Consider the following 23,498-nt stretch of genomic DNA (forward strand, 5'->3'; position numbering starts at 1 on the left):
CGATAGTCTCGGGGCGTGACCAACGCACGCGTAGCCCTTGCGACCTGTTCCCAGCTGCCCGACCTCGACAAGGACGACGTGCCGCTGATCGCCGCGCTCGCCGAGCGTGGTGTCACGGCCGAACCCGCCGTGTGGGACAGCCCGGCCGTCGACTGGCAGGCCTACGACCTCGTGCTGGTCCGCTCCACCTGGGACTACTCGCCCCGCCACGACGAGTTCCTCGCGTGGGCGCGCTCGCTGCCCAAGGTGGCCAACGGCGCCGACGTCATCGAGTGGAACACCGACAAGCGGTACCTGCGCGAGCTCGAGGCGGCGGGCGTCCCGGTGATCCCGACGATCTGGCTCGACCCGCAGCGCCACCTGTCCAAGCGCGCCGTGCACACGCGCATGCCCGCGTTCGGCGACTTCGTGGTCAAGCCCGTCGTCAGCGCCGGCGCCCAGAACACGGGCCGCTACCAGCCGGTGTCCGCGCAGTCGCGCGGCAAGGCGATCGCGCACGCCACCCGCCTGCTCGACGACGGCCGCTGGGTCATGATCCAGCCCTACGTCACCTCCGTGGACACCACGGGCGAGACCTGCCTCGTCTTCATCGACGGCGAGCTCACCCACGCCGTCCGGAAGAACGCGCTGCTCACCGGGCCGGCCGAGGACTCGGGCGAGCTGTACGCGCGGGAGGAGATGGCGTCGTTCGAGGCCACGCCCGACCAGATCGAGGTGGCGCGACGGGCGCTCGACGTGGCGCGGGCGGCCACCGGCGCGGACCTCACCTACGCCCGCGTGGACCTCGTCTCGGGCGACGACGGCGTGCCCATGGTCATCGAGCTGGAGCTCACCGAGCCGTCGCTCTGGATGAGGTACGGCACGGGCGTCGAGGGCAAGCTCGCCGACGCGGTGGTGAAGCTGCTGGGCTGAGCCCGGCGCCGTCGTCGGGCAACGCAGGAGGGCCCCTCGCCTGAGCGAGGGGCCCTCTTGTGCATGGGGTGAGCGACGGGACTTGAACCCGCGGCCCTCGCGACCACAACGCGATGCTCTACCAGCTGAGCTACGCCCACCATGTTCGCCGATCGTGGACCGGCGACCGTCGAAAAGCATACATGGTCAGCGGCCACGAACCGAACTCAAATCTACGGAGCGAGCTGCTTCGTGACGGACGTCTCGGCGATGCTCGCCGCGGCGGCGCGAGCGGTCGCCGTGTCGGGGCCCGGCTGCGCGGGGAACAGGACCTCGCGGTAGTAGCGCAGCTCGTCGATCGACTCCAGGATGTCGGCCAGCGCGCGGTGCCCGCCGTCCTTCTTGGGCGAGGCGAAGTAGACGCGCGGGTACCAGCGGCGCGAGAGCTCCTTGATCGACGACACGTCGATGATCCGGTAGTGCAGGTACTCCACCAGCTCGGGCATGTGCAGGTCGAGGAACGACTTGTCGGTGCCGACGGAGTTGCCGGCCAGCGGAGCCTTGCCCGGCTCGGGCACCCACTCGCGGATGTAGGCCAGGATCTGCTCCTGGGCCTCCTCGAGGGTCAGGCCCTCGTCGAGCTCCTCGAGCAGGCCGGACGTGGTGTGCATGGTGCGGACGAAGTCGTTCATCTGCGCCAGCGCCTCGGCGGGTGGCTTGACGAGGACATCGACACCGGTGCCCAGGACGTTGAGATCGGAGTCGGTGACGATCGCGGCGACCTCGATCAGCGCGTCGGCGCGCAGGTCGAGGCCGGTCATCTCGCAGTCGATCCAGACGATGCGCTCGTTGGGGTTGGGAAGGCTCACCGGCCCAGCCTATTCCGTCCGGCGCGCGGCGGGTGTGCACGGTTGCGGTACGGGGTGGAAGCGGGCGGAGGAGGGTGGTTCGCGGTGGTCCGAGGCCGGCGCTGAGGTCGCGAGGCGGGCTCGCGGCGTCGGCAGTTCGCCTCGCCTGTCGGCAGTTGGCATCGAGATCGGTACAGGCCTGTGCCGATCTCGATGCCACGTGCCGAGTTTGCAGTGCAAAGTGCCGCGCGGGATGGCGGACGGCGGCTCTGCCCGTGCGCACGGGCGGCGGGTGCACGAAGGCCCTTCCGCGGAACGACCGTGGTCGTCCGGGGAAGGGCCAGGATGTGCGACGTCGGGCCAGTGGGCCGACGGTCAGATCAGGCGGAACCGCTTGGTGCGCCTGGCCGTGCCGCGCTCGGGGCGCTCGCGCAGAGCGCGCTCCTGGGCCTCGGCGACCTCGGCGCGGCGGGCGATCTCGGCGACCTGTGCGCGGCTGATGTAGTAGGCGGTCTCGGCGTGCATGTCCGTGGTCCTTCCAGGGGTGGGGAGAGGTGACGGGCGCAGCGGGCGTGCTCCGGCCGGGTCGCGGTCCGGTGCTCCTCAGTGTTTCCGTCGTGTTACATCATCCCTGATTCCGGAAATGCCGCGCAAGGCGGACAGGGGTGATCTGCAGCACCCTTCCGCAGGTCAGCGGCCCGCTGGGAGGTCGCGCCCGCACAAACGACGAAGCAGAGCGTGTGACGGGCACACGCTCTGCTTCGGGATGCCGGACGCGCCGGTCGCCGGAGGAGCTCCGGCGGGCGCCGTACGGGTCATGCGGACCGCACGCGCAGGGCGGGTGCCGGTGCGCGGTGGTCGCGGTGTGCGGCGCGGGCCTCGGCCCTGCGTCGCTTCTGCTCCTCGCGGAGCCTGCGAGAACGCCTGTGTTCCTCGGCGTCCTGGAGGCGCTCCCGGTGAAGGGCCTGCGCCAGTTCGTACTCGGTGTGCACGTGAGTGCCTTTCGTGACGCTGGATTGCCGGTCTCCCGACAGGAGGGTCTGGCCGGACCCTGTCCACCGCCCGGTATGGGACCGGACGGACGTCACCGCGGTGTGCCTTGAGCCTCCCAGGAGACGGCCGTGCCGCGCACGGCTTTTTTCGCGTACGTCTCGGACGCCCGGCCCGGACGCCTGGCCTGGGCCCCCGACCCGCCCGGGCAAAGACGCTAGAGATTCCTTGCGCAAGTTCTCTTTAGCGTCTTACGCTCGGCGCATGCCCGAGCAGATGCAGCCAGAGACCCAGGGGTTCACCCGGCCGACGCCGCCGGAGGATGCCGTCATCTCACAGGCCGACGCCATCAAGGCCATGACCCACCCGCTGCGCATCCGCCTGCTCGGCCTGTTCCGTCCCGGGGTGGAGCTCACCGCCACCCAGTGCGCCGAGCGCACGGGCGAGTCGGTGGCGAGCTGCTCGTTCCACCTGCGCCAGCTCGAGAAGTACGGGCACGTCGAGCGCGCCGAGGCACACGGCAAGGAGCGCCCGTGGCGGGCCGTGAGCAGGGGGTTCAGCGTGCGCCCCGACCTCGCCGACCCCGAGTCGTGGCCCGCCGCCCAGGCGTTCGGCAGCATGTTCGTGGCCGAGCAGTTCGCCGCCCTGCAGCGCTGGCTCGCCGACGCCGGACGGGACGACCCGGCCTGGGTGTTCGCCAGCACCCAGACGGCCCAGGAGTTCTGGGCGACGCGCGACGAGCTGGACGATCTCTCCCGGCGGCTGGAGGAGATCACCGCGCCGTTCCGCGGCCGCGCGGTGGACCCCGGCAAGCGTCCGGAGTGCGCGCGGCGCGCGCACCTGTTCGGCGCGGTCTGGGCCGAGATCCCGGAGCCGGAGGGCGAGGACGCATGACCACCACCGGACCGACCGTGCCGGGTGACGGCGCCGCCCCGGGCGACCCGTCCGCCCTCGGGCAGCCTGTGCCGGCGGACCCCGCCCGGTACCTGCGGACCCCACTCTTCCGGACCCTCGTGGTGGGCTGGACGCTCGCGAACGTGGCGGACTCGCTGCTCACGCTGCTCATGGCGGTCTGGGTCGCGGACCTGACGGGCAGCGCCGCGCTCGGCGGTGCGACGTTCGCCCTGCTGGGCCTGCCCGCGCTCGCCTCGCCGTTCCTGGGGTACCTCGCGGACCGGGTGTCCCGGCGGCGCATGCTCGTGGTCGCCTACGTGGTGGGCGCGCTCGGGCTGGTGCCGCTGTTCTGGGTGACCCGGGCGGACCAGGTCTGGATCGTCTTCGCGGCCACGCTGGTGTACTCGGCGGTCGCGTACGTGACGGGCGCCTGCCAGTCGGGTCTGCTCAAGGACCTCCTGCCGACCGAGGCCCTGGGCCACGCCAACGGGCGCCTGTCGATGATCGACCAGGTGTTCCGCGTGGCCCTGCCGCTGCTCGGCGCGGCGGTCTACGCCCTGGTGGGCGTGGTGCCGCTGGTCGTGGTGGCCATCGCGGGGTTCGTGGGCGCGGCGGTCGTGCTCGGCCTCGTGCGGATCACCGAGTCGCGGTTCGAGGGTGAGCCGGGCGAGTCGTACCTGGCGGCGACGACGGCCGGGTTCCGCCACCTGTTCGGCACCCAGCCGCTCGGCGGGATGACGTGGAACGCCGTGATCGTGTTCGCGTCGGTCGGCCTCGTGAACGCCGTCGCGTTCGCCGTGCTGGAGGGGCTGGGGCTGCCCGCGGCCTGGCTCGGCCCGCTCACGGTGCTGCAGGGGGTGACCGGGTTCGTCGCCGGGGCGGTCACGCCGCGCCTCATGCTGCGGTTCGGCCGGCCGCGCGTCTACGCGGTGGGGATCCTCGCCGCGGGCGTGGCCCTGGTGCCGCTCATGTTCGGCTGGGTGATCCCCGCGATCGCGGGTCAGGCCCTGCTCGGCTTCGGGGTGACGGCCGCGATCATCGCGTGGGTCACCGAGCGCCAGGTCCGGACGCCGGAACGGCTCCAGGGCCGGGTCGCCGCCGCCGGGCACCTGGTCAACAACCTGCCGGGCACCGTGGTGACGGCGATCGGCGCGGGGCTGCTCGCGGTCGTGGACTACCGGCTGCTGGTGCTCGCCAACGTCGTGGTGGTGGTCGGGGCCGGGCTGGTCGCGCTGCGCCTGCGCCACGCGGCCGACCCGGACGTGTCAGACGCTCAGGTCACCCGGGTGACCTGAGCGTCTGACACGTCAGGTCAGGCCTCGCCCGGGAGGGCCTTGCGGATCACCAGACGTGTCCACGCGCCGAGGAAGACCCGGTCGTTCTCCTCGATCTCGCGGCGCACGCCCTGGTTCAGCGGGCCGTCCGGGAGCGGGTCACCCGCCGCCGCCACGAAGGTCCCGTTCGACGAGCCGAGATCCTCGACCCACCAGCGCTGACCGTCCGTCGTGAGCTGGCAGTGCCGCCGGGACACCCCGGGGTCGCTGCCGCAGTCGATGTCGGGCCGGATGCCGCGCGACCTCGACGGCCGCCCCACGAGCAGGCTGCGCTGCCGCAGCGTGACGAGGCCGGGCAGGCCCGCGGACGGCATCGGGTCCTCCGGGCGCTCGTGCGCGTACCAGTCGGGGTCCACCCAGATCTCGGCCACCCAGGCGTCCTCGCCCGGGACGGGCGGCGCGGCCAGGCCGCCGCCGTCCGGCGACGGCGCGGGCGCGGGCGACGGCGCAGGGGCGGGCGCGGGCGCGGGGACTCCCGCCGACACCGGTGCCGAACCCGCCGACGCCGCACCGGCCTCCGCCACGGAACCGCTCGCGGGCTGTGTGGCGTCCAGGTCGCCGAGGTCCAGGCCGGACGTCGGCGGGGGCGGCGGAGCCGGCGTCCCGGTGGTGAAGTCGTACCCGCAGTTCTCGCAGAACAGGGAGTCGGCGGGGGACAGGTCGCCGCAGTTCGGGCAGGTCACGGGGCCGGCGGAGGCCTCCGTGGGCGCGGCCGGCGCACCACCGGACGCTCCGGTGCCGGTCGCGACGCTCCCGGGTGCGGCGCCGGACCCGCCGGACGACGCGGCGCCGGCGCCCGCGGGGATCGGCGTGCCGCAGACGTCGCAGTAGTCCGTGGACTGGCTGGTGTGTCCCTCCGGACAGACGACGGTCATGCGCGCCGGACCCGGGTCGTCTTGGTGGAGGCGGTGTCGAGTGCCATCTCATCCAGCTTGGCGGTGTTCCGCTTGAGCCGCACGGTGCCCTCCTCCTCGTTCTCCACGTCCACGATCTTGCGCAGGCGCGACGTGGCCTCGTCGTTGCCGGTCTCGGCGGCGAGCTGCACGGCGCGGCCGAGCTTCACGGTCGCCGTCGCCTCGTCGCCGGCGGCCTTGGCCGCGAGGCCCTCCTGGATGGCCGAGGCGAGCTCGGCCTGGCCCGTGTAGTGCGCCACCTCGGGGCTGATCCGGGCGGTGAGCGTGGAGTCGTCCGACCACTTGGCCTTGACCAGGCCCGACGCCTGCACCTCGCCGCCCACCGCGACCTGCACCCGCGCCGCGAGCTGCTCCGAGCCCACGGGCTTCGCCGCCACGCGCACGGCCACGTGGTAGTCGCGGGTCTCGTCGGCCCACGCGCCGGTGGGGTACCCGCTGGTCAGCGGGTTCACCTCGGTACGACGGCCCGTCAGGTCGTCGACCTCGGGGGCCACCTGCTTGACGAACAGGACCTGCGACCCCTGCGGCGCCCACACCCGCAGGTCCACCGAGGCGACGCCGCGCGCCATCGACTTGCGCACCAGGGCCGCGAAGTCCTCGGCGATGTCCTCCGGGCGCGCGATGAGGTCGACGGTGCCCAGCAGCGCCGTCGAGATCTTGCGCAGCTCCTCGACCACCCAGCGGTCGCCCACGCCGCGGGCGTCGCACTGGAAGTGGCCCGTGACGTCGGCGATCATCCGGTCCAGGTGCATCGACGGCTCGGACTCGTTCTTGCCGTCGGTCAGCAGGATCAGGTGCTTCTGCGCCGCCGGGACCGTGGCGAAGAGGTCGTCCGCGAGCCGCAGCCACGTCGAGATGGCCGTGCCGCCGCTGGCCGACATCGTGGAGATGGCGCGCTTGGCCTCGTTGCGGGCGCCCGGCTCCATGGCCACCATCGGCACCCGGGCGTTGGGGTAGGGGAAGATCCGGGTGGCCACGTGCGAGCCGCCGATGATCGCGAACAGCGTGCCGTCCGGGATCTGGTCCACGGCCACGGCGGCGGCGTGCTTGGCGGCCTCCATGTTGCGGCCCTGCATGGATCCGGACGTGTCGACGGCGACGATCTCGGCGACCTGTCCCGCGCCGACGGCGTCGGTGGTGGCGCTCGCGCCCGCGGTGACGCCGACGGCCCCGGCCGCCCCGGCGCCGGCGCAGGTCACGGACACGATGGCGTGCACGTCGGTGCCGCCGTCGGACAGGAACTCGTTCTGGAAGACCTCGGCGGAGAACTCGGCCACGGTGGCTCCTCTCGGTTACGGCAGGCTAGCGCTGCTCGGTGACAGTCGGGGCGATCCGGGCGAGCGCGGCGGTGATGTTGTCGCGCCCTCCCTGGGCGTTGGCCCAGCGGACGAGCGCCGCCGCGGCGGCGTGGGGCTCGCCGCAGCCGGCGAACCGGCGCACGAGCTCGCCCATCTCGTGCGCGTCGGAGCAGTAGTTCCACAGGCCGTCCGAGCAGACCAGCAGCCAGCCGGGCCCGGACGGGACGGTCGCGGCGCAGCGCGCGTCGGTGTCGGCGGCGTCGGGGCCGAGCCAGCGGGTGATGGCGTGCGCCTGCGGCGACGTCTCGGCCTGGGCGCGCGGCACGCCCGCCGCGATCATCTCCTGCGCCCACGAGTCGTCGACGCTGAGCTGCTCGGCCGGACCGGCGTCCGGCAGCCAGTACACGCGGGAGTCGCCCAGCCAGCCGGCGACGATCAGGTCGCGGTCCACGACGGCGGCCACGAAGGTGCACGACGGCGGGTCGTCCGCCACGTTCGTCCCCTTGGTCGCGGCGAGCTGCTCCGCCGCGCCCCGCACCGCCTGGCCCGCCGCGCGCGACGCGGCGACCATGGCGTCGGTCCAGCCGGCGATGCGCCGGCTGGTGGCACCCGCGACCGAGCTCGACCCCTCGGGCCCGTAGGCCACGAGCACGTCCCGGGCCGCGCGGCTCGCGGCGAGCGAGGCGACGTCGGAGTCCGGGGCGCTGGAGACGCCGTCGCACACCACGAGCGCCGCGAAGGTGCTGCTCGCGGCCAGCGCCATCGCGTCCTCGTTGCGGGCGTGCCGGATGCCCCGGTCGCAGACGCCGGCCACCCAGGCCGCCGGGCGCTCCTCGAAGTGGTCGCGCTCGGACTGGCCGGGGGTGCCGCAGTCGGCGCAGTAGCCGTCGTCGGCGATGAGGCCGCCGCAGGCCGCGCACCTGCGCCGCCCGGCCTCGCCCGTCGGCGGGTCGAGGTCCAGCACGGTGGGTGCCACGTCCAGGGTCACCTCGGACGGCAGGGACGGGTCGTCCGCGACGGGGCCCAGCGCCGTGCCGCAGTTCTCGCAGAACCTGGCGCGGGGTGCCGCGCTCTCTCCACAGCTCGGGCAACGGACGAGGACGCTGTCGTCGGCGGTCATGTCGGGGTCGATCTCCTTGCCTTCGTCAGGGCTCCCGCCCCGCGACTGTGGTTCAGCGGGTCTCCGGCTGCGGGCGCCGTCGGTGGCGCCCGGTCCGGCCCGGCGGGGCGCTCATCGCCACGTCCACTGCCGTACGGAGTTTGCCCGGTCCACGAGCGCGACGCGCTCCGAGCGCTCGTCGGTGAGGTGGGCGAGGTTGCGCAGGGCGAGCTCCAGGCGGTCCCGCAGCTCGTGCTCCTCGGCGCTCGCACCGGCCACCCGCACGCTCGGGACGGGCCCGTCGCGCAGCACGATGTCGAGCGCCTCGTCGAGGGCCTCGACGGTGACCTGGGCCTTGGGCCGGTCGGGGATGTGGGCGGCGTCGAGCCCGGCGACGGCGTCGGCCAGGTCGAGCAGCGTGCGGTGCGCGGAGACGAGGAGCCGGGCCCGCTGCAGGCGGGCGTCCGGGAAGGACCCGCGCGTGGGGCCCACCAGCTCCAGTGCGTCGAGGGCGCCGTCGAGCTCGCCGCCGCCGGACCGCACGCGGGCGAGGCCGAACGCGGCGGCGCCGGTGTAGTTGGCGTCGGCCCGGGCGATGGTGCCGTAGAGCTGCTCGGCGACGCCGGGCTCGCCCGAGAGCTCGCAGCTCGTGGCGAGCGCGAGCTTGGGCGCCGGCTCGCCGGGCACCTGCCCGTAGACGGCGTTGAACGACGCGCGGGCCGCGGCGGCGTTGCCCGACGCGAGGTGCCCGAGGCCCTCCATCCAGGCGGCGCGCCACTCCCACGCGTCGTCCTCCAGGATCTGCGCCACGGTGGTGCGCAGCAGCGCGGCGTCGTCCGCCTCGATCGCGGCGCGGGCGACGGCGAGGCGCACCTCGACGGTGTGCTCGTCCGGGTCGGCCAGGGCCTTGATGCGCTCCACGGGGTCGGCGACGTTGACGCCGGCCAGCCAGGAGGCCATCGGGTCGGCGGAGTCGACCTTCAGGAGCGGCAGCTCGTTCCAGTCGAGGGCGCCGTCGGCGCCGTCGAGCGGCGGCACGCCGAACAGGAGCGACTCGGCGGACGTCGTGGCGGTGTACCCGGGACCCTTGTCGGTGGCGACCACCTCGCGCAGCACGCCCAGGAGCTGGACCCGGGCCTCGTCCACGGTCCCGAACCGGTCGGCGGGATCGGGGGCGCACGCCTTGGCGAGCCAGCGGTAGAACGAGTCGTACTTCTGGAAGACCGGGGTGTCGGCCACGGGCGGGAACGACGCCTGGTAGACGGTGGTGTTGCCGCGGAAGTCCAGCACGAGGGACGCCAGGGTGCGGCCGAGCGTGAAGATGTCGGACGCCACGGACGGCCCGACCTCCGGCACCTCGGGCGCCTGGTAGCCGACGGTGCCGTAGATGGCCGACGTCAGGTCGTCGGTGCGGCGCACGCCACCCATGTCGATCAGCTTGACGCCGTCGCCTTGGGCGATGATGTTGTCCGGCTTGAAGTCGCAGTACAGCAGGTCGTGGTCGTGCAGGTAGCTGAACGCGGGCAGCACCTCGAGGATGTAGGCGATGGCCTGGTCCACGGGCAGCGGGCGGGGCTGCCCGCCGTCCTGCTCGCGGCGGTCCTTGAGCACGTCCTTGAGCGACCGGCCGCCCACGAACTCCATGACGGTGTAGCCGAGGCCCTCGTGGAGCACGAAGTTGAAGATCTCGACGATCAGCGGGTGCTCGACCTCGGCCAGGAACTGGCGCTCGGCGACCGCGGCCTCGTACGCCTCGGTGTCGCCCGCGTTGAGCAGGCCCTTGAGCACCACCCAGCGGCCGCTGACGTTGCGGTCGCGGGCCAGGTAGATCCAGCCGAGCCCGCCGTGGGCGAGGCAGCCCACCACCTCGTACTGCCCGGCGACGAGGTCGCCGGCCTTGAGCGCGGGGGCGAAGTCGTACCGCGCGCCGCAGTGGCCGCAGAACCCGGCGATGCGGCCGGGCACGCCGTCCCTGGCGCGGCCGACCGGCTGCCCGCACGTGGGGCAGTACCGCTTGGACTCGGCGAGCTCGGGCGTCTCCATGACGGCCTGCAGCGGGTCGGCCACCGGCGTGTGCGGCACGGTGGTCAGGCCCGCCCCGAGCCGGTGCCCGCGCAGGCGGGTGGACCCGGTGCCGACCCGGCGGGTCTGCCGGGTGCCGCCCGTCACGCGCGCCGAGCCCAGGGCGGTGGACGCGAGGCGCGACGAGCTGGTGCGCCCGGTCGTCGGCTCGGCCATGGCGCTCGGCACGGAACCCGAGGAGCGGACGGTCGTCGCGTCGAGGTCGCCGTCGGCCCAGGACGCCGCGACGGCGGCGAGCCCGTCGCCGGCCGGGTTGCCGCCGGCGGGCGTACCGCACACGTTGCAGTAGCCGTCCTCGATGGTGCCGGTGCAGCCCGGCTCGGCGCAGGCCTGTTCAGTCATCGGTGTCCCTCCGGGAGATCGCGCACGAGCGTCTCGAGCTGCTCGGTGAAGTGCCGGGCCAGGGCCAGGTCGCAGGGGGTCGCGTCGAGCGTCTCGCGCACCTCGTCCTCGCCCGCCTTCACGGTGTACGACGACGCCCGCCCGTTGCCCTGGGCCTTCGTCATCAGGTTCTTCACGCGGTAGCGCAGCTCGGCGCGCTCCCGCAGGGGTGCGGTGTAGGCGTCCTCGACCTGCTCCATGGCGCGCTCGACGGAGCCCAGCCGCTGGACGTAGGTCGTGAGCCGCGCCGGCTCGTCCGGGACCTCGCCGAGGCGGTGCACGTCCGGGATCGCGAGCCGTGGCGGGACGGCGATCTCCCGGCGGCAGCGCTCGGCGAGCTGCGCGAGCCGGGGCGCCCGGTCGGCCAGGGCGGCACGCAGCTCGACGGCGCGCTGCCGGTCCTTGGCGAGCGACCGGCTCCGGGCGGCGTGCACGATGAGGTCGCGCTCGGTGCGCGCGACCTCGTCCTCCAGCGCGCCGAGGGGGCCCGTGACGTCGGCGCCGCGGGCGGCGTCGGCCTTGAGCCGGGCGTGCCGGTCGCGCAGGCGGGCGACGGCGGCGTCGTCCTCCGTCGCGGCCGTGGCCCGCGCGGCGTCCTCCGCCCGGACGATCCCGGCGGCCAGCGCCCGGAACCGGGCGGTGACGTCGGCCGCGTGCGGGTCGAACGAGAGCCGGGAGGCGAGCTGGTCGGCCTGGGCGTCGCACAGGCGTGCGGCGTCGACCAGGGACAGGAGCGACGTGGCGGGGTCACCGCCGAGCCGGCCCCAGACGAGCTGCGACATGCGTTCGCGCGCCACGGCGTCCGCCCGGCCCGAGTCCCACACCTCGACCAGCTCGTCCGTGCGCGTGCGCACGGCCTGCCACAGGGTCAGGGCGAGCACCACGTCGGCGGTGACGGCGTCCGCGCCGGACTGCCGGGCCGCGGCGTCGAGCCGGTCCAGGTCGGCGCGGCGCACGTCGAGCCACGCCTGCAGGTCGGACAGGTACGCCAGCAGCGCGGCCGGCTCGGCCGCCACCCCCAGGGCGCCCGGCGGCGCGGGCGCGCGCTGCGTCCGGCTCACGGCGTCCGTCCGTACACGGGCTCGGGCGCGGACGGCGCCGCGCCGAGCGCGTCGCCCAGCCAGCGGTCGTAGGACTCCTCCCACTGCCCGCCCGCGACCATGTCCTCCAGCACGCCGTTGACGAACCGCACCATGTCCGCGTTGCCGGCGGGGATGCCCACGCCGTACGGCTCGTCGCTCACGGCGTCGCCGACGACCTTGGCGTAGGGGTCCTGGGCGGCGAAGCCCGCCAGGACGGTGTCGTCACCCGTGATGGCGTCCACCGCACCCTGCTGGAACAGCACCAGGCACGTGGTGTGCGTGGCGGCGGGCACCGCCTCGACGCCCTCCCACTGCTCCAGCCGCTCCAGGGTGGTGGTGCCCTCGGGCGCGCACACGCGCTGCCCGTCCAGGTCGTCGATGCTCTCCACCTTCGACGTCGACGGCACCAGCAGCTTCTGCCCCGCGTGGTAGTACTCCGCGGAGAACGCGATGTTCTCCCACCGGTCGCAGTTGATCGTGAACGCGCGGGTCACGATGTCGACGTCGCCGTCCTCCAGGACGGCCTCCCGGTCGCCCGACGTGATGACCCGGTACTGGATCTTCTCCGGGTCGCCCAGGATCGCGTCGGCGATCTGCCGGGCCACGTCGATGTCGAAGCCCTCGATGTCGCCCGTGAACGGGTTGCGCGAGCCCATGAGCAGCGTGTCCGCCGAGACGCCCACCCGGAGGGTCCCGCGCTCGCGGATCTCGGCCATCGTGGAGCCGGACGTCACCTCCGGGCTGCCGCCCGGGTCGATCGACGCGACGGGCGGCAGCCCGTCGCTGCAGTCCTCCGCGGCCGTGGCCGTGCCCGACGTCGTCGCGCCCGCCGCCGCCTTCGGCGCAGAGTCCTGAGCGGAGTCCCGCACCGACTCCTGCGCGGCCGAGCCCGCCCCGGCCGCGCCCGTCAGGAGCTGCGTCGTGGGCTGGGGCGCGCACGCCGCCGTCGTGCCGACGAGGGCCAGCGCCACCAGGGCGGTGACGATCGGTCTGCGGGCTGCGCGCGTGCTCATCGGTACTCCTTCAGGCGGACGTTCATCCCGGCGGCCGCGGCGACGGCGCCGGCGACACCGAGCACGAGGGCGACCCAGGCCGCGATCTGGGCGGTGGTCGCCGCGGAGCCGAGCCGGTCCACCGCGGCGGTGCTCGTGGTCTCGACGTCGGCGTGGGCCTGGTCGGAGAACGCCGTGAAGGCCGCGCCCGCCGAGTCGTCGGCCGTGGACGTCGCGGCGTCGACCGCCTCGTCCCACTGGCCGCCGTCGTCCAGCGCGCGGATCTCGGCGTGCTTCTCGTCCCAGGCGTTCAGCAGGGCCAGCGGGTCGGAGCCGGTGTCCGAGGCGTCCTGCGCCTCGGTCAGCAGGTCGCGGGCCTGGGCGACCGAGGTCTGGTAGGACTCCTCGAACTCGGCGCCGGAACCGCGCTTGATCAGCGTGAACGACTCCATCGACTTGGCGTCCGTGGCGAGCGACAGGGCCTGCGACGTGGCGACCGTGGCCGCGTACGGGCCGCTCGCCACCGACCGGGCCACGCCGTTGCCGCCCAGCACCGCCACCGTCGCCACGATGCCGCCCACCAGCAGGGCGACGCTCGCGGCCGCCAGCCCCAGGTTCAGCCGGCGGTGCGTGCGGCGCGCCAGCCAGAGCTGGACGGCGGCCAGCGCCACGAGGCCGAGCAGCACGAACAGCAGCAGCGCCTGGCTCAGGGAGACGGAGGTCAGGTCGTCGTCCACCCGCTCGGACGTCGAGACCGCCACGTCGTCGAGCGTGGGCAGCACCTCGTCGCGCAACGCGGCGGAGGCCTGGTCCAGGTAGGCCGCGCCGACCGGGAAACCCTGCCGGTTGTTCGCCCGGGCCGACTCGACCAGGCCCGCGTACCGCTGCACCGAGTCCGACACCGTGGCCAGGTCCGCGGTCTCGTCCGCCCCCTGCGCCGTCGACGCAAGCGCCGGCAGCGCCTCCGCGGCCTCGGACACGCTCGCCTCGTAGCGCTCGCGGGCCTCCGTGGGCTCCAGCCCGCCGACGAGGAACGCGTTGGTCGCCGTCGCGTCCGCCGACACCAGGTCGTTGCGCAGCTCCTGCGTGCCGACGAGCTGCGCGGCGTCCCGCTGCGCGTCCCGCAGGGCCGCCGACTGGCTGCTGCCCGCCAGGAACCCGGTGACCGCCAGCAGCAGGCACGCCACCACGGCCACGGCGGTGGCCAGCGCCAGCCGGCCCGGCGTGGTCGCGAGCTCCGCGGTGATCCGGTCCCGGACGGAGGTGCGCGCGGGGCCGTCGTCCGGGGCCCCGGACGCCGGGCCCGGCTCGCTCCGGGGCGGGCCCGTGGTGGTCAGGGGTGCCGTCACAGGGTGGCCTCGCTGTCTGTCCCGATGTCCACGACGTCCTCCAGGTCTTCCGGGACCAGCGTGCGCAGCTGGTCCACCGTCGGTCGTTCAACGTCCCGCAGGCGCCAGGCGTGCCGGGCGATCGCGGAGTCGAGCACGTTGCGTGCCCAGCGGCCGTTGCCGAAGCCCTCGCTGCGCACCTGGTCCGCCACGAGGCGGTCGAAGCGGTCGAGGGTGGCGGGCTCCGGCTCGAAGTCGGCGGCCCCGGCCATGGCCGCGAAGATCTGCCGCAGCTCGGCGGCGGAGTAGTCCTCGAACGTGATGGTCCGCGAGAACCGGCTCTCCAGGCCCGGGTTGGTGCCGACGAACCGGGCCATCGGGCCCGGGTAGCCCGCCACGATCACCACGAGGTCGTCGCGGTGGTCCTCCATGTCCTTGACCAGGGTGTCCACCGCCTCGCGGCCGTACTGGTCCTCGGCCAGCGCGTACGCCTCGTCGATGAACAGCACGCCGCCCAGGGCGCGCTGCACCACAGCCGTCGTCTTCTCCGCGGTCTGGCCCAGGTAGCCCGCCACCAGCTCGGACCGGTCGACCTCCACGAGGTGGCCCTTGTCCAGCAGCCCGAGTGCGCGGTAGATCCCGGCCACGAGGCGGCCCACCGTGGTCTTGCCCGTGCCGGGGTTGCCGACGAACACCAGGTGGCGGGTGAGCGTGGGGGAGGTGAGGCCGGCCTCGGCGCGGAGGCGCTCGATGCGCAGCAGCTCGGTCTGCCGGTGGATCTCGTCCTTGACCCGGCCCAGGCCGATGAGCTGGTCCAGCTCGTCGAGCAGCTCGGCCAGCGGGCGGGGCTCGTCCGCGGGTTCCGGCTCGGGTTCGGTCCCGGCGGCCTGGGTGGCCGGCTCGGGCTCCGTGGCGGACGGCGTGGGGGCCGGTGCGCCGAGCCTGAGCCCGGGGTCGGCGCCGGCCCGGGGCGCCGTCTCGCGGCCCGCCGCAGCGCTGCGGTGGACTGCTTTCGTGCCCTCTGCGGCGGCTATGGCGCTGATGCTCGGGTCGCCCAGGGTGGCGGCCGCGTCGACGACGGCGGCCAGGGCGTCGGCGTAGCCCGGGGCGTGCTGCGGGGCGGTCGTGATGAGGTGCTCGAGCAGGTCGGTCGGGGCGGAGCGCCAGCGGCGCGCGCTCACGGCGGCGTCGAAGAACGGCTGGAGCGTGGACGACGTCGGGCGGCCGGTGCTTCCTTCCGGGCCGACGTCGGCGGCGGTGGCCTTGAGCCAGTCCGTCGGGGCGCCGGGGGACGACTCCGCCACCGCGGCGGCCAGCCGCTCGCCCTCGGCGCGCGCTTCCGGGCCGCCGAGGCCGGTTGCGGTGCCGGCTGCGGCCAGGGCGTCGAGGGCGGTGGCCAGCGCCGTCGTGGTCACGGGGCCTCCAGGGGGCCGGGGCCCGCCGTCGGGCCCGGGCCTGCCGTGCCCGGACCTGGCAGTGGCTGGCCCGGCTGGGGCTGGCCGGACGGCGACTGGCCGGCGCTCGGGAGGGTGAGGCTGCCCGAGGTGCCGAACTTCTCCTCCAGGAACCGGCCGTGCGCCACGAGGGCCACCGCGTCGGCGCGGGAGACGGCGTCGGAGATCTTGTCGAGCGTGGCGCCCAGGAGGTCCAGCTGGTCGCACAGGATTAGGAGCGACGTCTTGCCGCGGTCCACGACGCGCCGGTCGGCGAAGTCGCGCGGCAGCCGCAGGTAGGCGTCGACGGCCTCCGGCAGGTAGCTCGTCGCCGTCGCCACCACGGTGTGTGCCTGCTGGGAGCCCGCGCCGAGCCGGTCCAGCCGCGGCGCCATCTCGTGCACGGTCTCGGCGACGCGCTGCACCCGGGCCGTGACGGCAGCGGGGGCCTTCCCGGACGCGCGCGCCAGCACGGCGTCGACGGACGTGACGATCTGCTCGGTCGTGGGCGGCGCCGGGATCGCGAGGGGCGGCTCCGCCTCGGTGCGTCCGCCGCCGAAGACCCGCTGCCACCAACCCATGCGTTCCCCCGTGCCCGCTGCCGTCACCGGTTGCCGAGGTCGAGGGAGCCGCTCGCCACGCCGTCGGTGTTGGTGCGCCGGGCCCGCTCGACGTACTCGGAGGCCTTGGTCGTCTCGGTCTGCAGCACGCCGATGGTCTGCGACATCGAGTCCAGCGCGCGGGTCTTGAACTCGCTGATGGAGTCCATCGTCGCGTAGATGTTGGCGAACGCCGACTGGAGCTGCTCGATGCCCACGGTCGAGCTCGCGGCCTGCTCCTGGATGGTCGCGGACTGGTCGGCGAGCATCTTGGACGTGGACGCGATCATGTTCGACGTCGTGGTGTTCAGGGCGCCGATCTGGTCCAGCACGAGCTTCTGGTTAGCGAGGGCCTGCGCCACGATGACGGCGGTGCGCAGCGCCGAGACCGTGGTCGTGGTGGCGCGGTCGACGCCCTTGGTGAGCTCGACGTTGTTCTTGATGATGATGTCGATCGCGAGGTAGCCCTGGATCGAGACCGCGAGCTGGGTGAGCAGGTCCTGGTGCTTCTGGCGCACGTAGAACAGCACGTCCTCGGACAGCGCCTTGGCCCGCTCGGGCTCGGCGATCTGCAGCTCGGCGATCTTCGCGGAGAGCTGGGCGTCGAGCCGCTCGGCCACGTAGATGTACTGGTTGAGCCGCGTCATCGTGTCCCAGAGGTTCTGCTTCTCCAGGTTGAGCGCGGCGTTGTCCTTGCGCAACTCGTCCTGCCCGTTGTAGAGGGCCTGGATGATGGCGTTGAGCTGGCCCTGGGCGGACTCGTAGCGGCGGAAGTAGTCCTGGATCTTGTCGCCGAACGGGATGACGCCGAGGATCTTGCGGCCCACGCTCGCCTCGGACGGGTCCAGGTCCTCCACCGTGCGGCGCAGCTCCAGGAGGGTCTGGCCCACCTTCGAGCCGTCGGCGAGGCCGCCCTCCTTCAGGGCGCGGACCGGCGTGGCCAGCAGGCGGTTGCTGGAGTCGGCGGCCTGCCGGATGTCCTGGTCGCCCATGGTGCGCACGTCGTCGGCGCGCCGGGCGAACTCGGGGGACCGGGTGTCGGTGCCGAGCAGGCCGTCGAGGTAGGTCGTGACCTTCTGGTCGAGCGCGGGCGCCACGGCGGGGTCGACCTTGGGCGCCATCTTGGGCGCCTGCGTCGCGGGCACGGCCTGCACCGGGTCGGGCGCCGTGAGCACGAGCGGCTCTGCTGGCGCGGGGGGTTGAAGCGGCATCGGCTCGGTCATCGGTGCTCCTCGAGATAGGGCGTCCGAACGCGGCGAGTATATGCCGCGGGCTACCGTCGACGAGGGGCGGAAGCGCTGCTCGGCGGGGTGAGAACGAGGGGGCGGCGGACAGAGTTCCCGGGGCGGCGGGTGACTGCTCGGTGTGGTGCGCCTCACCCGGCGTCCTCTCGCGGAATAGGCCCGCCGGGCCCCGAGGTTTGGGAGCATGAACGGAGTCGTTCGGACACCCTTCCAGACAGGATGTACACGAAGCCATGCCCTCGCGCCGGTTCTCCCGCCCGCGTGCCGCCGTCGTCGTCACGGCCGCCGTCGCCCTGCTGCTCGCCGCCTGTTCTCCCGGGGGAGGGACCAGCGGCGAACCGTCCGGTGAACCCGTCACGGGCGGCACGCTGACCTACGCGTCGGGCGACGCCGAGCCGTCCTGCCTCGACCCGCACGTCGGCGGCAACTACCCGCAGGCGCTCATCGCCACCCAGTACCTGGAGTCGCTGGTCTCGCTCGACGAGGACGGCGAGGTCATCCCGTGGCTCGCCACCGAGTGGGACGTGAGCGACGACGGCCTGGAGTGGGAGTTCACGCTCCGCGACGACGTGACGTTCACCGACGGCACCCCGTTCGACGCCGAGGCCGTGGCCGCGAACATCGCGCACGTGCAGGACCCCGCCACGGCGTCGTCCACCGGGTACCTCGCGCTGGCGAAGATCAAGGACGTCGTCGCCGTCGACGACCACCTGGTCCGGCTCGAGATGAGCGCCCCCGACTCCGCGCTGCTGGAGTCGCTGTCCCAGGTCTGGGTCGCGATGGAGTCGCCGAAGGCCCTGGAGCGCAGCCAGGAGGAGAACTGCGCCGCGCCCGTCGGCACCGGCCCGTTCGTCGTCGACACGTGGGAGCGCCAGGACTCGGTGACCCTGGTGCGCAACGACGACTACAACTCGCCGCCGGCCGACGTCGCCGAGGCGACCGAGGGCAGCGACCTGCCGTACCTCGACTCGATCGTGTGGCGGTTCATCCCCGACTCCGCGAGCCGCTACGCCGCGCTGCAGTCCGGCGAGGTCCAGGTCATCGACAACGCGCAGCCGGACACCATCCGGTCCGCCGAGTCGGACGACGCGATCGAGGAGCTCGACGCCCCGCGCCCGGGCGCCGCCAACCGCATCGAGCTCAACTCGGGCAAGGCGCCGTTCGACGACGAGCGCGTGCGCGAGGCGTTCATCCGCTCCGTGAACGTGGACGACGGCATCCAGAGCCTGTTCTTCGGTACTGCCGAGCGGTCGTACTCGCCGCTGTCCAGCGTCGAGCCGCTGGGGCTGAGCCTGCCCGACCTGTTCACGGTCGACTTCACGGTCGACACCGACGCGGCGTCCGACCTGCTGGACGACGCCGGCTGGGCCGAGCGCGACGCCGACGGCTACCGCGTCAAGGACGGTGAGCGCCTCAGCCTCGACTTCCCGGTGAGCACCAACCAGTCGATCCCCGCCGAGCAGTCCCTGTTCGAGCAGATCCAGGCGGACGCCAAGACCGCCGGCTTCGAGGTCAACCTCCAGCCCCTCGACCTGTCGAGCTGGTACGGCGTGCTCGCCGAGAACGACTACGACCTGGTCAGCGCCCCGTACACGAAGGTGGGCCCGGACGTGCTGCGCATCCTGTACCACTCGGACTCGATCACCCCGGCGCCGAGCGGCTACTTCGCGAACCTCGCGCAGGTGGACGACGCCGAGCTGGACGACCTGCTCACCCAGGCCTCCGCGACCAGCGACGCCGACGAGCGGGCCGCGCTCTACGAGCAGGCGCAGCAGATCATCCTGGAGGGCTACTACATCCTGCCGCTGTACGACCAGCAGAACCACTTCCTGCGCTCGTCCACCGTGCAGGGGCTGCGGGCGATGCCGACGGTGTCGACGCCGACCTTCGCCGGGGCATGGCTGGCGCCTTGACCCTTCCGGTCGCCACCACCGGGGCGCGCAGGAGGCCGGTGCCGGGCAACCGGCACTGGCTGCTGCTGCGCGCCGGTGGCGTCGTCTTCGTCCTGTGGGCGGCCGCGACCATCACGTTCTTCGCCCTCCGGCTCGTCCCGGGCGACCCCGCCGAGGCGATCCTCGGCGGCCCCGGCTCGCAGGCCGGGCCGGAGGCGCTGGAGCAGGTACGCCGCGAGTACGGCCTCGACCAGCCGCTCGTCGTCCAGTACCTCACCTACCTCGGCCGGCTGGTGACCGGCGACCTCGGCCAGTCGTACTCGCTGCACAAGCCGGTGCTGACCGCGATCGGCGAGCAGTTCGGCGCCACGCTCACGCTGGCCCTGGTCTCCCTCGTGCTGGCCTGGGCGCTCGCCACGGGCCTGGCGGCATGGAGCGTGCGGGGCGGCCGGGTCGCCTGGGCCATCGGCTCCGGGCTGGAGCTCGTCGCCGCCGCCGTGCCGCACTTCTGGCTCGCGACCGTGCTCATCCTCTTCTTCAGCCTCACCCTCGGCATCCTCCCGCCGGTCAGCGTGCCCGGGCCGCTCGGCATCGTGCTGCCCGCGCTCACCATGGCGATCCCGCTCGCCGGGTTCCTCGGCCAGGTCATGCGCGAGTCCCTGCTCACGGCCATGGAGTCGCCGTTCGTCACCACGGCCCGGGCGCGCGGCGAGAGCGAGGTGCGGATCTTCTGGCGGCACACCCTGCGGCACGCGGCCATCCCCGCCGTCGGCCTGTCCGGCTGGGCCTTCGGATCCCTGATCAGCGGCGCCGTGGTGGTCGAGTCCGTGTTCGCGCGGCAGGGGCTGGGGCGCAGCCTGCTGTCCGCCGTGCAGCTGCGCGACGTCACGCTCGTGACCGGGATCGTGCTGGTGGTGGCACTCGCGTACACGGTGATGACCCTGGTCACCGACCTCGCCGACCGGGTCATCGACCCGCGCACCCGGGCGGTGGCCGAATGAGTCGCGCCCGGGTCGGCGGCCTCCGGTTCACCGTGGCCGAGGCGGTCGCCGCCGTCTTCCTGCTGCTGCTCGTGGTCGCCGCGCTGTGGCCTGGCCTGCTCGCCCCCGGCGACCCGCTCGCCGTCTCGCACGCCGACGCCTTCCAGCCGCCGTCGCTCGCCCACCTCTTCGGGACCGACGAGTCCGGCCGCGACATCTACACCCGCGTGGTGCACGGGGCATCGGAGTCGCTCCGGATCGGCGTGCTGGCCACGGCGATCGGCATCGGCCTGGCGATCGTCCTCGGCTTCGTGGCGGGCCTCGGTCCGCGCTGGCTCGACTTCGGCACCACCCGGGTGGTCGAGGTGCTGTTCGCGTTCCCCGGCCTGCTGCTCGCGCTGCTGTTCATCGTGGTCACGGGGCCGGGCCTGCTGAGCTCCACCATCGCCGTCGGCCTGGCCACGGCGCCCGGCTACGCGCGCATCATCCGCTCCCAGGTGCGCCGCACGGCGTCCGCCGAGTTCATCGAGGCCGCCCGGGTGCTGGGCCGCGGGCGGCTCTGGATCACCGCGCGCCACATCCTGCCGAACGTGACCGCCGCGCTGTTCGTGCTGGCCACGCTCGGTCTGGGGCAGGCGATCATCTGGGTGTCCTCCCTGAGCTACCTCGGCCTGGGGGCCGTGCCGCCCGCCGCGGAGTGGGGCGCGATGCTCGCCGCCGGGCGCACCTACATCGCGAACTTCTGGTGGATGACGTTCTTCCCGGGCCTCGCGATCGTGGCCAGCGCGGCCGCCGCGACGGTGATCGGCCGGGGCATCCAGAAGCGGAACAGGAGCGGCGCATGAGCCGGGTGGAGGGGACGTCGGCGACGCCGGGCGAGGCGGTGCCGGACCGGCCCGTGCTGGACGTCCGCGACCTCGTCGTGTCGTTCTCCGGCCGGCGGGTGGTCGACGGTGTCAGCCTCCAGGTCGCGGCGGGCGAGTGCGTCGCGATCGTCGGCGAGTCCGGCTCGGGCAAGAGCGTCACCGCGCGGAGCGTCGTCGGCCTGGCAGGGGAGGGCGCGCGGGTCTCGGCGGCCCGGCTGTCCGTCGCGGGTCAGGACGTGCTGTCGCTGTCCGGGCGGCGGCTGCGGAAGCTGCGCGGCGGCACCGTCGGGCTCATCGCGCAGGACGCGCTCGTCTCCCTGGACCCCCTGCGCCCCGTCGGCCGCGAGATCGCCGACACGCTCGCCCTGCACACCGACCTCGACGCCGCCGCGCGCCGCGCGCGCACCGTCGCGCTCCTGGAGCGGGTCGGTCTGCCCGACGCCGAGCTCCGGGCCGGACAGCGCCCCGGCCAGCTCTCGGGCGGGCAGCGGCAGCGCGCCCTGATCGCCGCCGGCATCGCGGCCGACCCGCGCCTCGTCGTCGCCGACGAGCCCACCACGGCGCTCGACCAGCCCGTCCAGGCCGGTGTGCTCCGGCTGCTGGGGCAGCTGCGCGACGAGGGCACCGGCGTGCTGCTGATCAGCCACGACCTGTCAGTGGTGCTGGGCATCGCGGACCGGGTGCTCGTGATGACCGACGGCGTGGTGGTCGAGGAGGGCACACCGGCCGAGGTGTTCGAGCGGCCCGGGCACCCGTACACGCGGAAGCTGGTCGACGCCGTCCCGGCGGGGCGGCCGCGGGGTGAGTCGCTGTCTGTGTCGGCGGGGGCTCTCCCGCCGTCGGCCGGGCCCGGCGTCGGCGAACGTAGTGATGGTCGCTCCAAGAGCGCTGACACCGCGACGGACTCTACGTTCGACGGGACCGACGCCGGGGAGCGCGTGCTCGTCGAGGCGCGCGGGCTGTCGCGGGTCTTCCACGTCGGCGGGCGGGAGATCGTCGCCACCGACGACGTGTCGTTCACGCTCCGCGCGGGCCGCACCCTGGGGCTCGTCGGCGAGTCCGGCTCGGGCAAGTCGACCACCGCGCGGCTCCTGCTCGGGCTCGAGCACCCCGACGCCGGCGAGGTCGCGCTGCTGGGCGAACCCTGGAACCCGCTCCCGGAGGCCAGACGCCGTCCGCGCCGGCACCTGATCGGCGCGGTGTTCCAGGACGCCCTGAGCTCGTTCGACCCGCGCTGGACGGTCGGTGCCGTCCTGGCCGACGCGATCACCCGCGGCCGCTCGCTCCGGCCCGGACCCGTGCGCGCGCAGATCGCGGACCTGCTCAACACGGTGGGCCTCGACCCCGCGCTGGCTACCCGCCGTCCGCTGCACCTGTCGGGCGGGCAGCGGCAGCGCGTCTCGGTCGCGCGGGCGCTCGCGGCCGAGCCCCGGGTGCTCGTCCTGGACGAGCCGGTCTCGGCGCTCGACGTCTCGGTCCAGGCGCAGGTGCTCGACCTCCTGGACCGGCTCCAGCGGGAGCGCGACCTCGCGTACCTGCTGATCACGCACGACCTCGGCGTCGCGCTGCACATGAGCGACGACCTCGCCGTGATGCAGGAGGGCCGCATCATCGAGCAGGGGCCCGCCTCGACGGTGTTCGAGGATGCCGAGCACCCCTACGCGAGGCAGCTCCGGGACGCCGTCCGGCTCTAGGGCCGGCTGGGGACGCGGGCGCGGCGCCTGCCGACCTCCGGGGAGAGCTGTGCGCCCCCGGGTGGGTAACGCAGGGGTAGCACTGCTAGCTCAGCGTTACCCACCCGGCGGCGTGCACCTTGCCTCGGAGCCGTCCGGATTCCGGGCCGGCCGGTGCCGGCTGGGAAGCGCTGGAGGGGCCACCCGATGAGTATCGCGGGCAAACGCCGTCCACCCCGCAGGAGATCGGCCCGATGGGCCGCCGAGACCCGGAGGACTGCGATGCCGCGATATCTGATCTCGTTCGACGACGGCGCGATGACGTTCCCGCAGGAGGACCTGCCCGCCGTGGCCGAGGCCTCGCACGCCGTCGTGCAGGCGGCCAAGGACGCCGGTGTGTGGATCTTCGGCGCCGGGCTGGAGCGCCAGCGGGCGTCGGTCGTCGCGACCGACGGCACCGTGACGGACGGCCCGTTCCCGGAGACGAAGGCCGTGATCGGCGGGTTCTCGATCCTCGAGGTGGCCAGCCGCGAGGAGGCGCTGAAGTGGGCGGCCCGGATCGCGGAGGGCTGCCGCTGCGCCCAGGAGGTCCGGGAGCTCATGTACGACCCGGAGTCCTGAGCTCCGCCCCGGAGTCCTCAGCGGCGCGCGTCGTCCTCTTCCGGATGCGTGGCGCAC

The 23,498-nt window shown here is 73.9% G+C and carries 20 protein-coding genes and 1 tRNA gene; 8 read left to right on the forward strand and 13 right to left on the reverse strand.

Annotation, left to right across the window (positions count from 1 at the left end; genetic code table 11):
- Positions 1 to 15: 15 nt before the first annotated feature.
- Complete coding sequence (locus QRN56_RS10570; RefSeq protein WP_285102971.1) at positions 16 to 912, forward strand: ATP-grasp domain-containing protein; 897 nt, start codon at positions 16 to 18, stop codon at positions 910 to 912.
- A 64-nt stretch (positions 913 to 976) separates the two neighbouring features.
- Here the strand turns inward: QRN56_RS10570 and QRN56_RS10575 are convergent.
- The 3 genes from QRN56_RS10575 to QRN56_RS10585 form a co-directional block, all read right to left on the reverse strand.
- A tRNA-His gene (locus tag QRN56_RS10575) sits at positions 977 to 1,052 on the reverse strand.
- A 72-nt stretch (positions 1,053 to 1,124) separates the two neighbouring features.
- Positions 1,125 to 1,760, reverse strand: a complete 636-nt coding sequence (gene orn, locus QRN56_RS10580; RefSeq protein WP_285102972.1) for an oligoribonuclease — start codon at positions 1,758 to 1,760, stop codon at positions 1,125 to 1,127.
- Positions 1,761 to 2,114: 354 nt separating this feature from the next.
- Positions 2,115 to 2,264, reverse strand: coding sequence for a hypothetical protein (locus tag QRN56_RS10585; RefSeq protein WP_285102973.1), 150 nt, complete (start codon positions 2,262 to 2,264; stop codon positions 2,115 to 2,117).
- Between the two features lie 729 nt (positions 2,265 to 2,993).
- On the opposite strand from QRN56_RS10585, the gene QRN56_RS10590 reads away from it, so the two are divergent.
- Together QRN56_RS10590 and QRN56_RS10595 are read left to right on the forward strand one after the other, a co-directional pair.
- Positions 2,994 to 3,623: an ArsR/SmtB family transcription factor gene (locus QRN56_RS10590; protein ID WP_285102986.1), complete on the forward strand. Its 630-nt coding sequence runs from the start codon at positions 2,994 to 2,996 to the stop codon at positions 3,621 to 3,623.
- Positions 3,620 to 4,918, forward strand: a complete 1,299-nt coding sequence (locus tag QRN56_RS10595) for an MFS transporter (protein ID WP_285102988.1) — start codon at positions 3,620 to 3,622, stop codon at positions 4,916 to 4,918. Before QRN56_RS10590 ends, QRN56_RS10595 begins: the two co-directional genes overlap by 4 nt.
- 17 nt (positions 4,919 to 4,935) lie before the next feature.
- Here QRN56_RS10595 and QRN56_RS10600 read toward each other — a convergent pair whose 3' ends face one another.
- The 10 genes from QRN56_RS10600 to QRN56_RS10645 all read right to left on the reverse strand — a co-directional run bounded on the left by QRN56_RS10600 (position 4,936) and on the right by QRN56_RS10645 (position 17,388).
- The gene (locus QRN56_RS10600) at positions 4,936 to 5,832 is read right to left on the reverse strand and encodes an FHA domain-containing protein (protein ID WP_285102989.1); all 897 of its coding nucleotides are present in this window, start codon (positions 5,830 to 5,832) and stop codon (positions 4,936 to 4,938) included.
- Complete coding sequence (locus tag QRN56_RS10605; protein ID WP_285102990.1) at positions 5,829 to 7,148, reverse strand: VWA domain-containing protein; 1,320 nt, start codon at positions 7,146 to 7,148, stop codon at positions 5,829 to 5,831. Before QRN56_RS10605 ends, QRN56_RS10600 begins: the two co-directional genes overlap by 4 nt.
- 25 nt (positions 7,149 to 7,173) lie before the next feature.
- Positions 7,174 to 8,289, reverse strand: a complete 1,116-nt coding sequence (locus QRN56_RS10610; protein WP_285102991.1) for a protein phosphatase 2C domain-containing protein — start codon at positions 8,287 to 8,289, stop codon at positions 7,174 to 7,176.
- Positions 8,290 to 8,400: 111 nt separating this feature from the next.
- On the reverse strand, positions 8,401 to 10,692 hold the full coding sequence (locus tag QRN56_RS10615) for a serine/threonine-protein kinase (RefSeq protein WP_285102992.1): 2,292 nt from the start codon (positions 10,690 to 10,692) through the stop codon (positions 8,401 to 8,403).
- Positions 10,689 to 11,792: a hypothetical protein gene (locus tag QRN56_RS10620; RefSeq protein ID WP_285102993.1), complete on the reverse strand. Its 1,104-nt coding sequence runs from the start codon at positions 11,790 to 11,792 to the stop codon at positions 10,689 to 10,691. The genes QRN56_RS10615 and QRN56_RS10620 overlap by 4 nt, the downstream gene beginning before the upstream one ends.
- Positions 11,789 to 12,826 (reverse strand): glutamate ABC transporter substrate-binding protein, encoded by a 1,038-nt coding sequence (locus tag QRN56_RS10625; RefSeq protein ID WP_285102995.1) that lies wholly within the window; start codon positions 12,824 to 12,826, stop codon positions 11,789 to 11,791. The genes QRN56_RS10620 and QRN56_RS10625 overlap by 4 nt, the downstream gene beginning before the upstream one ends.
- Positions 12,823 to 14,154: a GlnX family signal transduction membrane protein gene (locus QRN56_RS10630; protein ID WP_285102996.1), complete on the reverse strand. Its 1,332-nt coding sequence runs from the start codon at positions 14,152 to 14,154 to the stop codon at positions 12,823 to 12,825. The genes QRN56_RS10625 and QRN56_RS10630 overlap by 4 nt, the downstream gene beginning before the upstream one ends.
- Positions 14,151 to 15,548 (reverse strand): AAA family ATPase, encoded by a 1,398-nt coding sequence (locus tag QRN56_RS10635; RefSeq protein ID WP_285102997.1) that lies wholly within the window; start codon positions 15,546 to 15,548, stop codon positions 14,151 to 14,153. Before QRN56_RS10635 ends, QRN56_RS10630 begins: the two co-directional genes overlap by 4 nt.
- Complete coding sequence (locus tag QRN56_RS10640; protein ID WP_285102999.1) at positions 15,545 to 16,147, reverse strand: hypothetical protein; 603 nt, start codon at positions 16,145 to 16,147, stop codon at positions 15,545 to 15,547. Before QRN56_RS10640 ends, QRN56_RS10635 begins: the two co-directional genes overlap by 4 nt.
- A 23-nt stretch (positions 16,148 to 16,170) precedes the next feature.
- A complete protein-coding gene (locus QRN56_RS10645) occupies positions 16,171 to 17,388 on the reverse strand; it encodes a toxic anion resistance protein (protein ID WP_285103001.1) in 1,218 nt (405 codons plus the stop codon).
- 254 nt (positions 17,389 to 17,642) lie between these two features.
- Here QRN56_RS10645 and QRN56_RS10650 point away from each other — a divergent pair, with 254 nt between their 5' ends.
- The 5 genes from QRN56_RS10650 (at position 17,643) to QRN56_RS10670 (ending at position 23,441) form a co-directional block, all read left to right on the forward strand.
- Positions 17,643 to 19,322, forward strand: coding sequence for an ABC transporter substrate-binding protein (locus QRN56_RS10650; RefSeq protein ID WP_285103002.1), 1,680 nt, complete (start codon positions 17,643 to 17,645; stop codon positions 19,320 to 19,322).
- The gene (locus QRN56_RS10655) at positions 19,307 to 20,302 is read left to right on the forward strand and encodes an ABC transporter permease (RefSeq protein ID WP_502928782.1); all 996 of its coding nucleotides are present in this window, start codon (positions 19,307 to 19,309) and stop codon (positions 20,300 to 20,302) included. The genes QRN56_RS10650 and QRN56_RS10655 overlap by 16 nt, the downstream gene beginning before the upstream one ends.
- Positions 20,299 to 21,126, forward strand: a complete 828-nt coding sequence (locus QRN56_RS10660) for an ABC transporter permease (protein WP_285103004.1) — start codon at positions 20,299 to 20,301, stop codon at positions 21,124 to 21,126. The genes QRN56_RS10655 and QRN56_RS10660 overlap by 4 nt, the downstream gene beginning before the upstream one ends.
- Complete coding sequence (locus QRN56_RS10665; protein WP_285103006.1) at positions 21,123 to 22,841, forward strand: dipeptide ABC transporter ATP-binding protein; 1,719 nt, start codon at positions 21,123 to 21,125, stop codon at positions 22,839 to 22,841. Before QRN56_RS10660 ends, QRN56_RS10665 begins: the two co-directional genes overlap by 4 nt.
- Before the next feature lie 261 nt (positions 22,842 to 23,102).
- A complete protein-coding gene (locus QRN56_RS10670; protein ID WP_285103007.1) occupies positions 23,103 to 23,441 on the forward strand; it encodes a YciI family protein in 339 nt (112 codons plus the stop codon).
- The last annotated feature ends 57 nt before the right edge of the window (positions 23,442 to 23,498 follow it).

It is taken from the genome of Promicromonospora sp. MEB111 (genome assembly GCF_030209445.1).
In the GTDB taxonomy this organism is placed as follows: domain Bacteria; phylum Actinomycetota; class Actinomycetes; order Actinomycetales; family Cellulomonadaceae; genus Promicromonospora.

What these genes read in the sequence shown, in the direction of transcription:
- QRN56_RS10585 (WP_285102973.1), bottom strand. Translation starts at nt 2,264, where the DNA reads ATGCACGCCGAGACCGCCTACTACATCAGCCGCGCACAGGTCGCCGAG.
- QRN56_RS10590 (WP_285102986.1), top strand. Translation starts at nt 2,994, where the DNA reads ATGCCCGAGCAGATGCAGCCAGAGACCCAGGGGTTCACCCGGCCGACG.
- QRN56_RS10595 (WP_285102988.1), top strand. Translation starts at nt 3,620, where the DNA reads ATGACCACCACCGGACCGACCGTGCCGGGTGACGGCGCCGCCCCGGGC.
- QRN56_RS10600 (WP_285102989.1), bottom strand. Translation starts at nt 5,832, where the DNA reads ATGACCGTCGTCTGTCCGGAGGGACACACCAGCCAGTCCACGGACTAC.
- QRN56_RS10610 (WP_285102991.1), bottom strand. Translation starts at nt 8,289, where the DNA reads ATGACCGCCGACGACAGCGTCCTCGTCCGTTGCCCGAGCTGTGGAGAG.
- QRN56_RS10615 (WP_285102992.1), bottom strand. Translation starts at nt 10,692, where the DNA reads ATGACTGAACAGGCCTGCGCCGAGCCGGGCTGCACCGGCACCATCGAG.
- QRN56_RS10625 (WP_285102995.1), bottom strand. Translation starts at nt 12,826, where the DNA reads ATGAGCACGCGCGCAGCCCGCAGACCGATCGTCACCGCCCTGGTGGCG.
- QRN56_RS10640 (WP_285102999.1), bottom strand. Translation starts at nt 16,147, where the DNA reads ATGGGTTGGTGGCAGCGGGTCTTCGGCGGCGGACGCACCGAGGCGGAG.
- QRN56_RS10645 (WP_285103001.1), bottom strand. Translation starts at nt 17,388, where the DNA reads ATGACCGAGCCGATGCCGCTTCAACCCCCCGCGCCAGCAGAGCCGCTC.
- QRN56_RS10650 (WP_285103002.1), top strand. Translation starts at nt 17,643, where the DNA reads ATGCCCTCGCGCCGGTTCTCCCGCCCGCGTGCCGCCGTCGTCGTCACG.
- QRN56_RS10655 (WP_502928782.1), top strand. Translation starts at nt 19,307, where the DNA reads ATGGCTGGCGCCTTGACCCTTCCGGTCGCCACCACCGGGGCGCGCAGG.
- QRN56_RS10660 (WP_285103004.1), top strand. Translation starts at nt 20,299, where the DNA reads ATGAGTCGCGCCCGGGTCGGCGGCCTCCGGTTCACCGTGGCCGAGGCG.
- QRN56_RS10665 (WP_285103006.1), top strand. Translation starts at nt 21,123, where the DNA reads ATGAGCCGGGTGGAGGGGACGTCGGCGACGCCGGGCGAGGCGGTGCCG.
- QRN56_RS10670 (WP_285103007.1), top strand. Translation starts at nt 23,103, where the DNA reads ATGCCGCGATATCTGATCTCGTTCGACGACGGCGCGATGACGTTCCCG.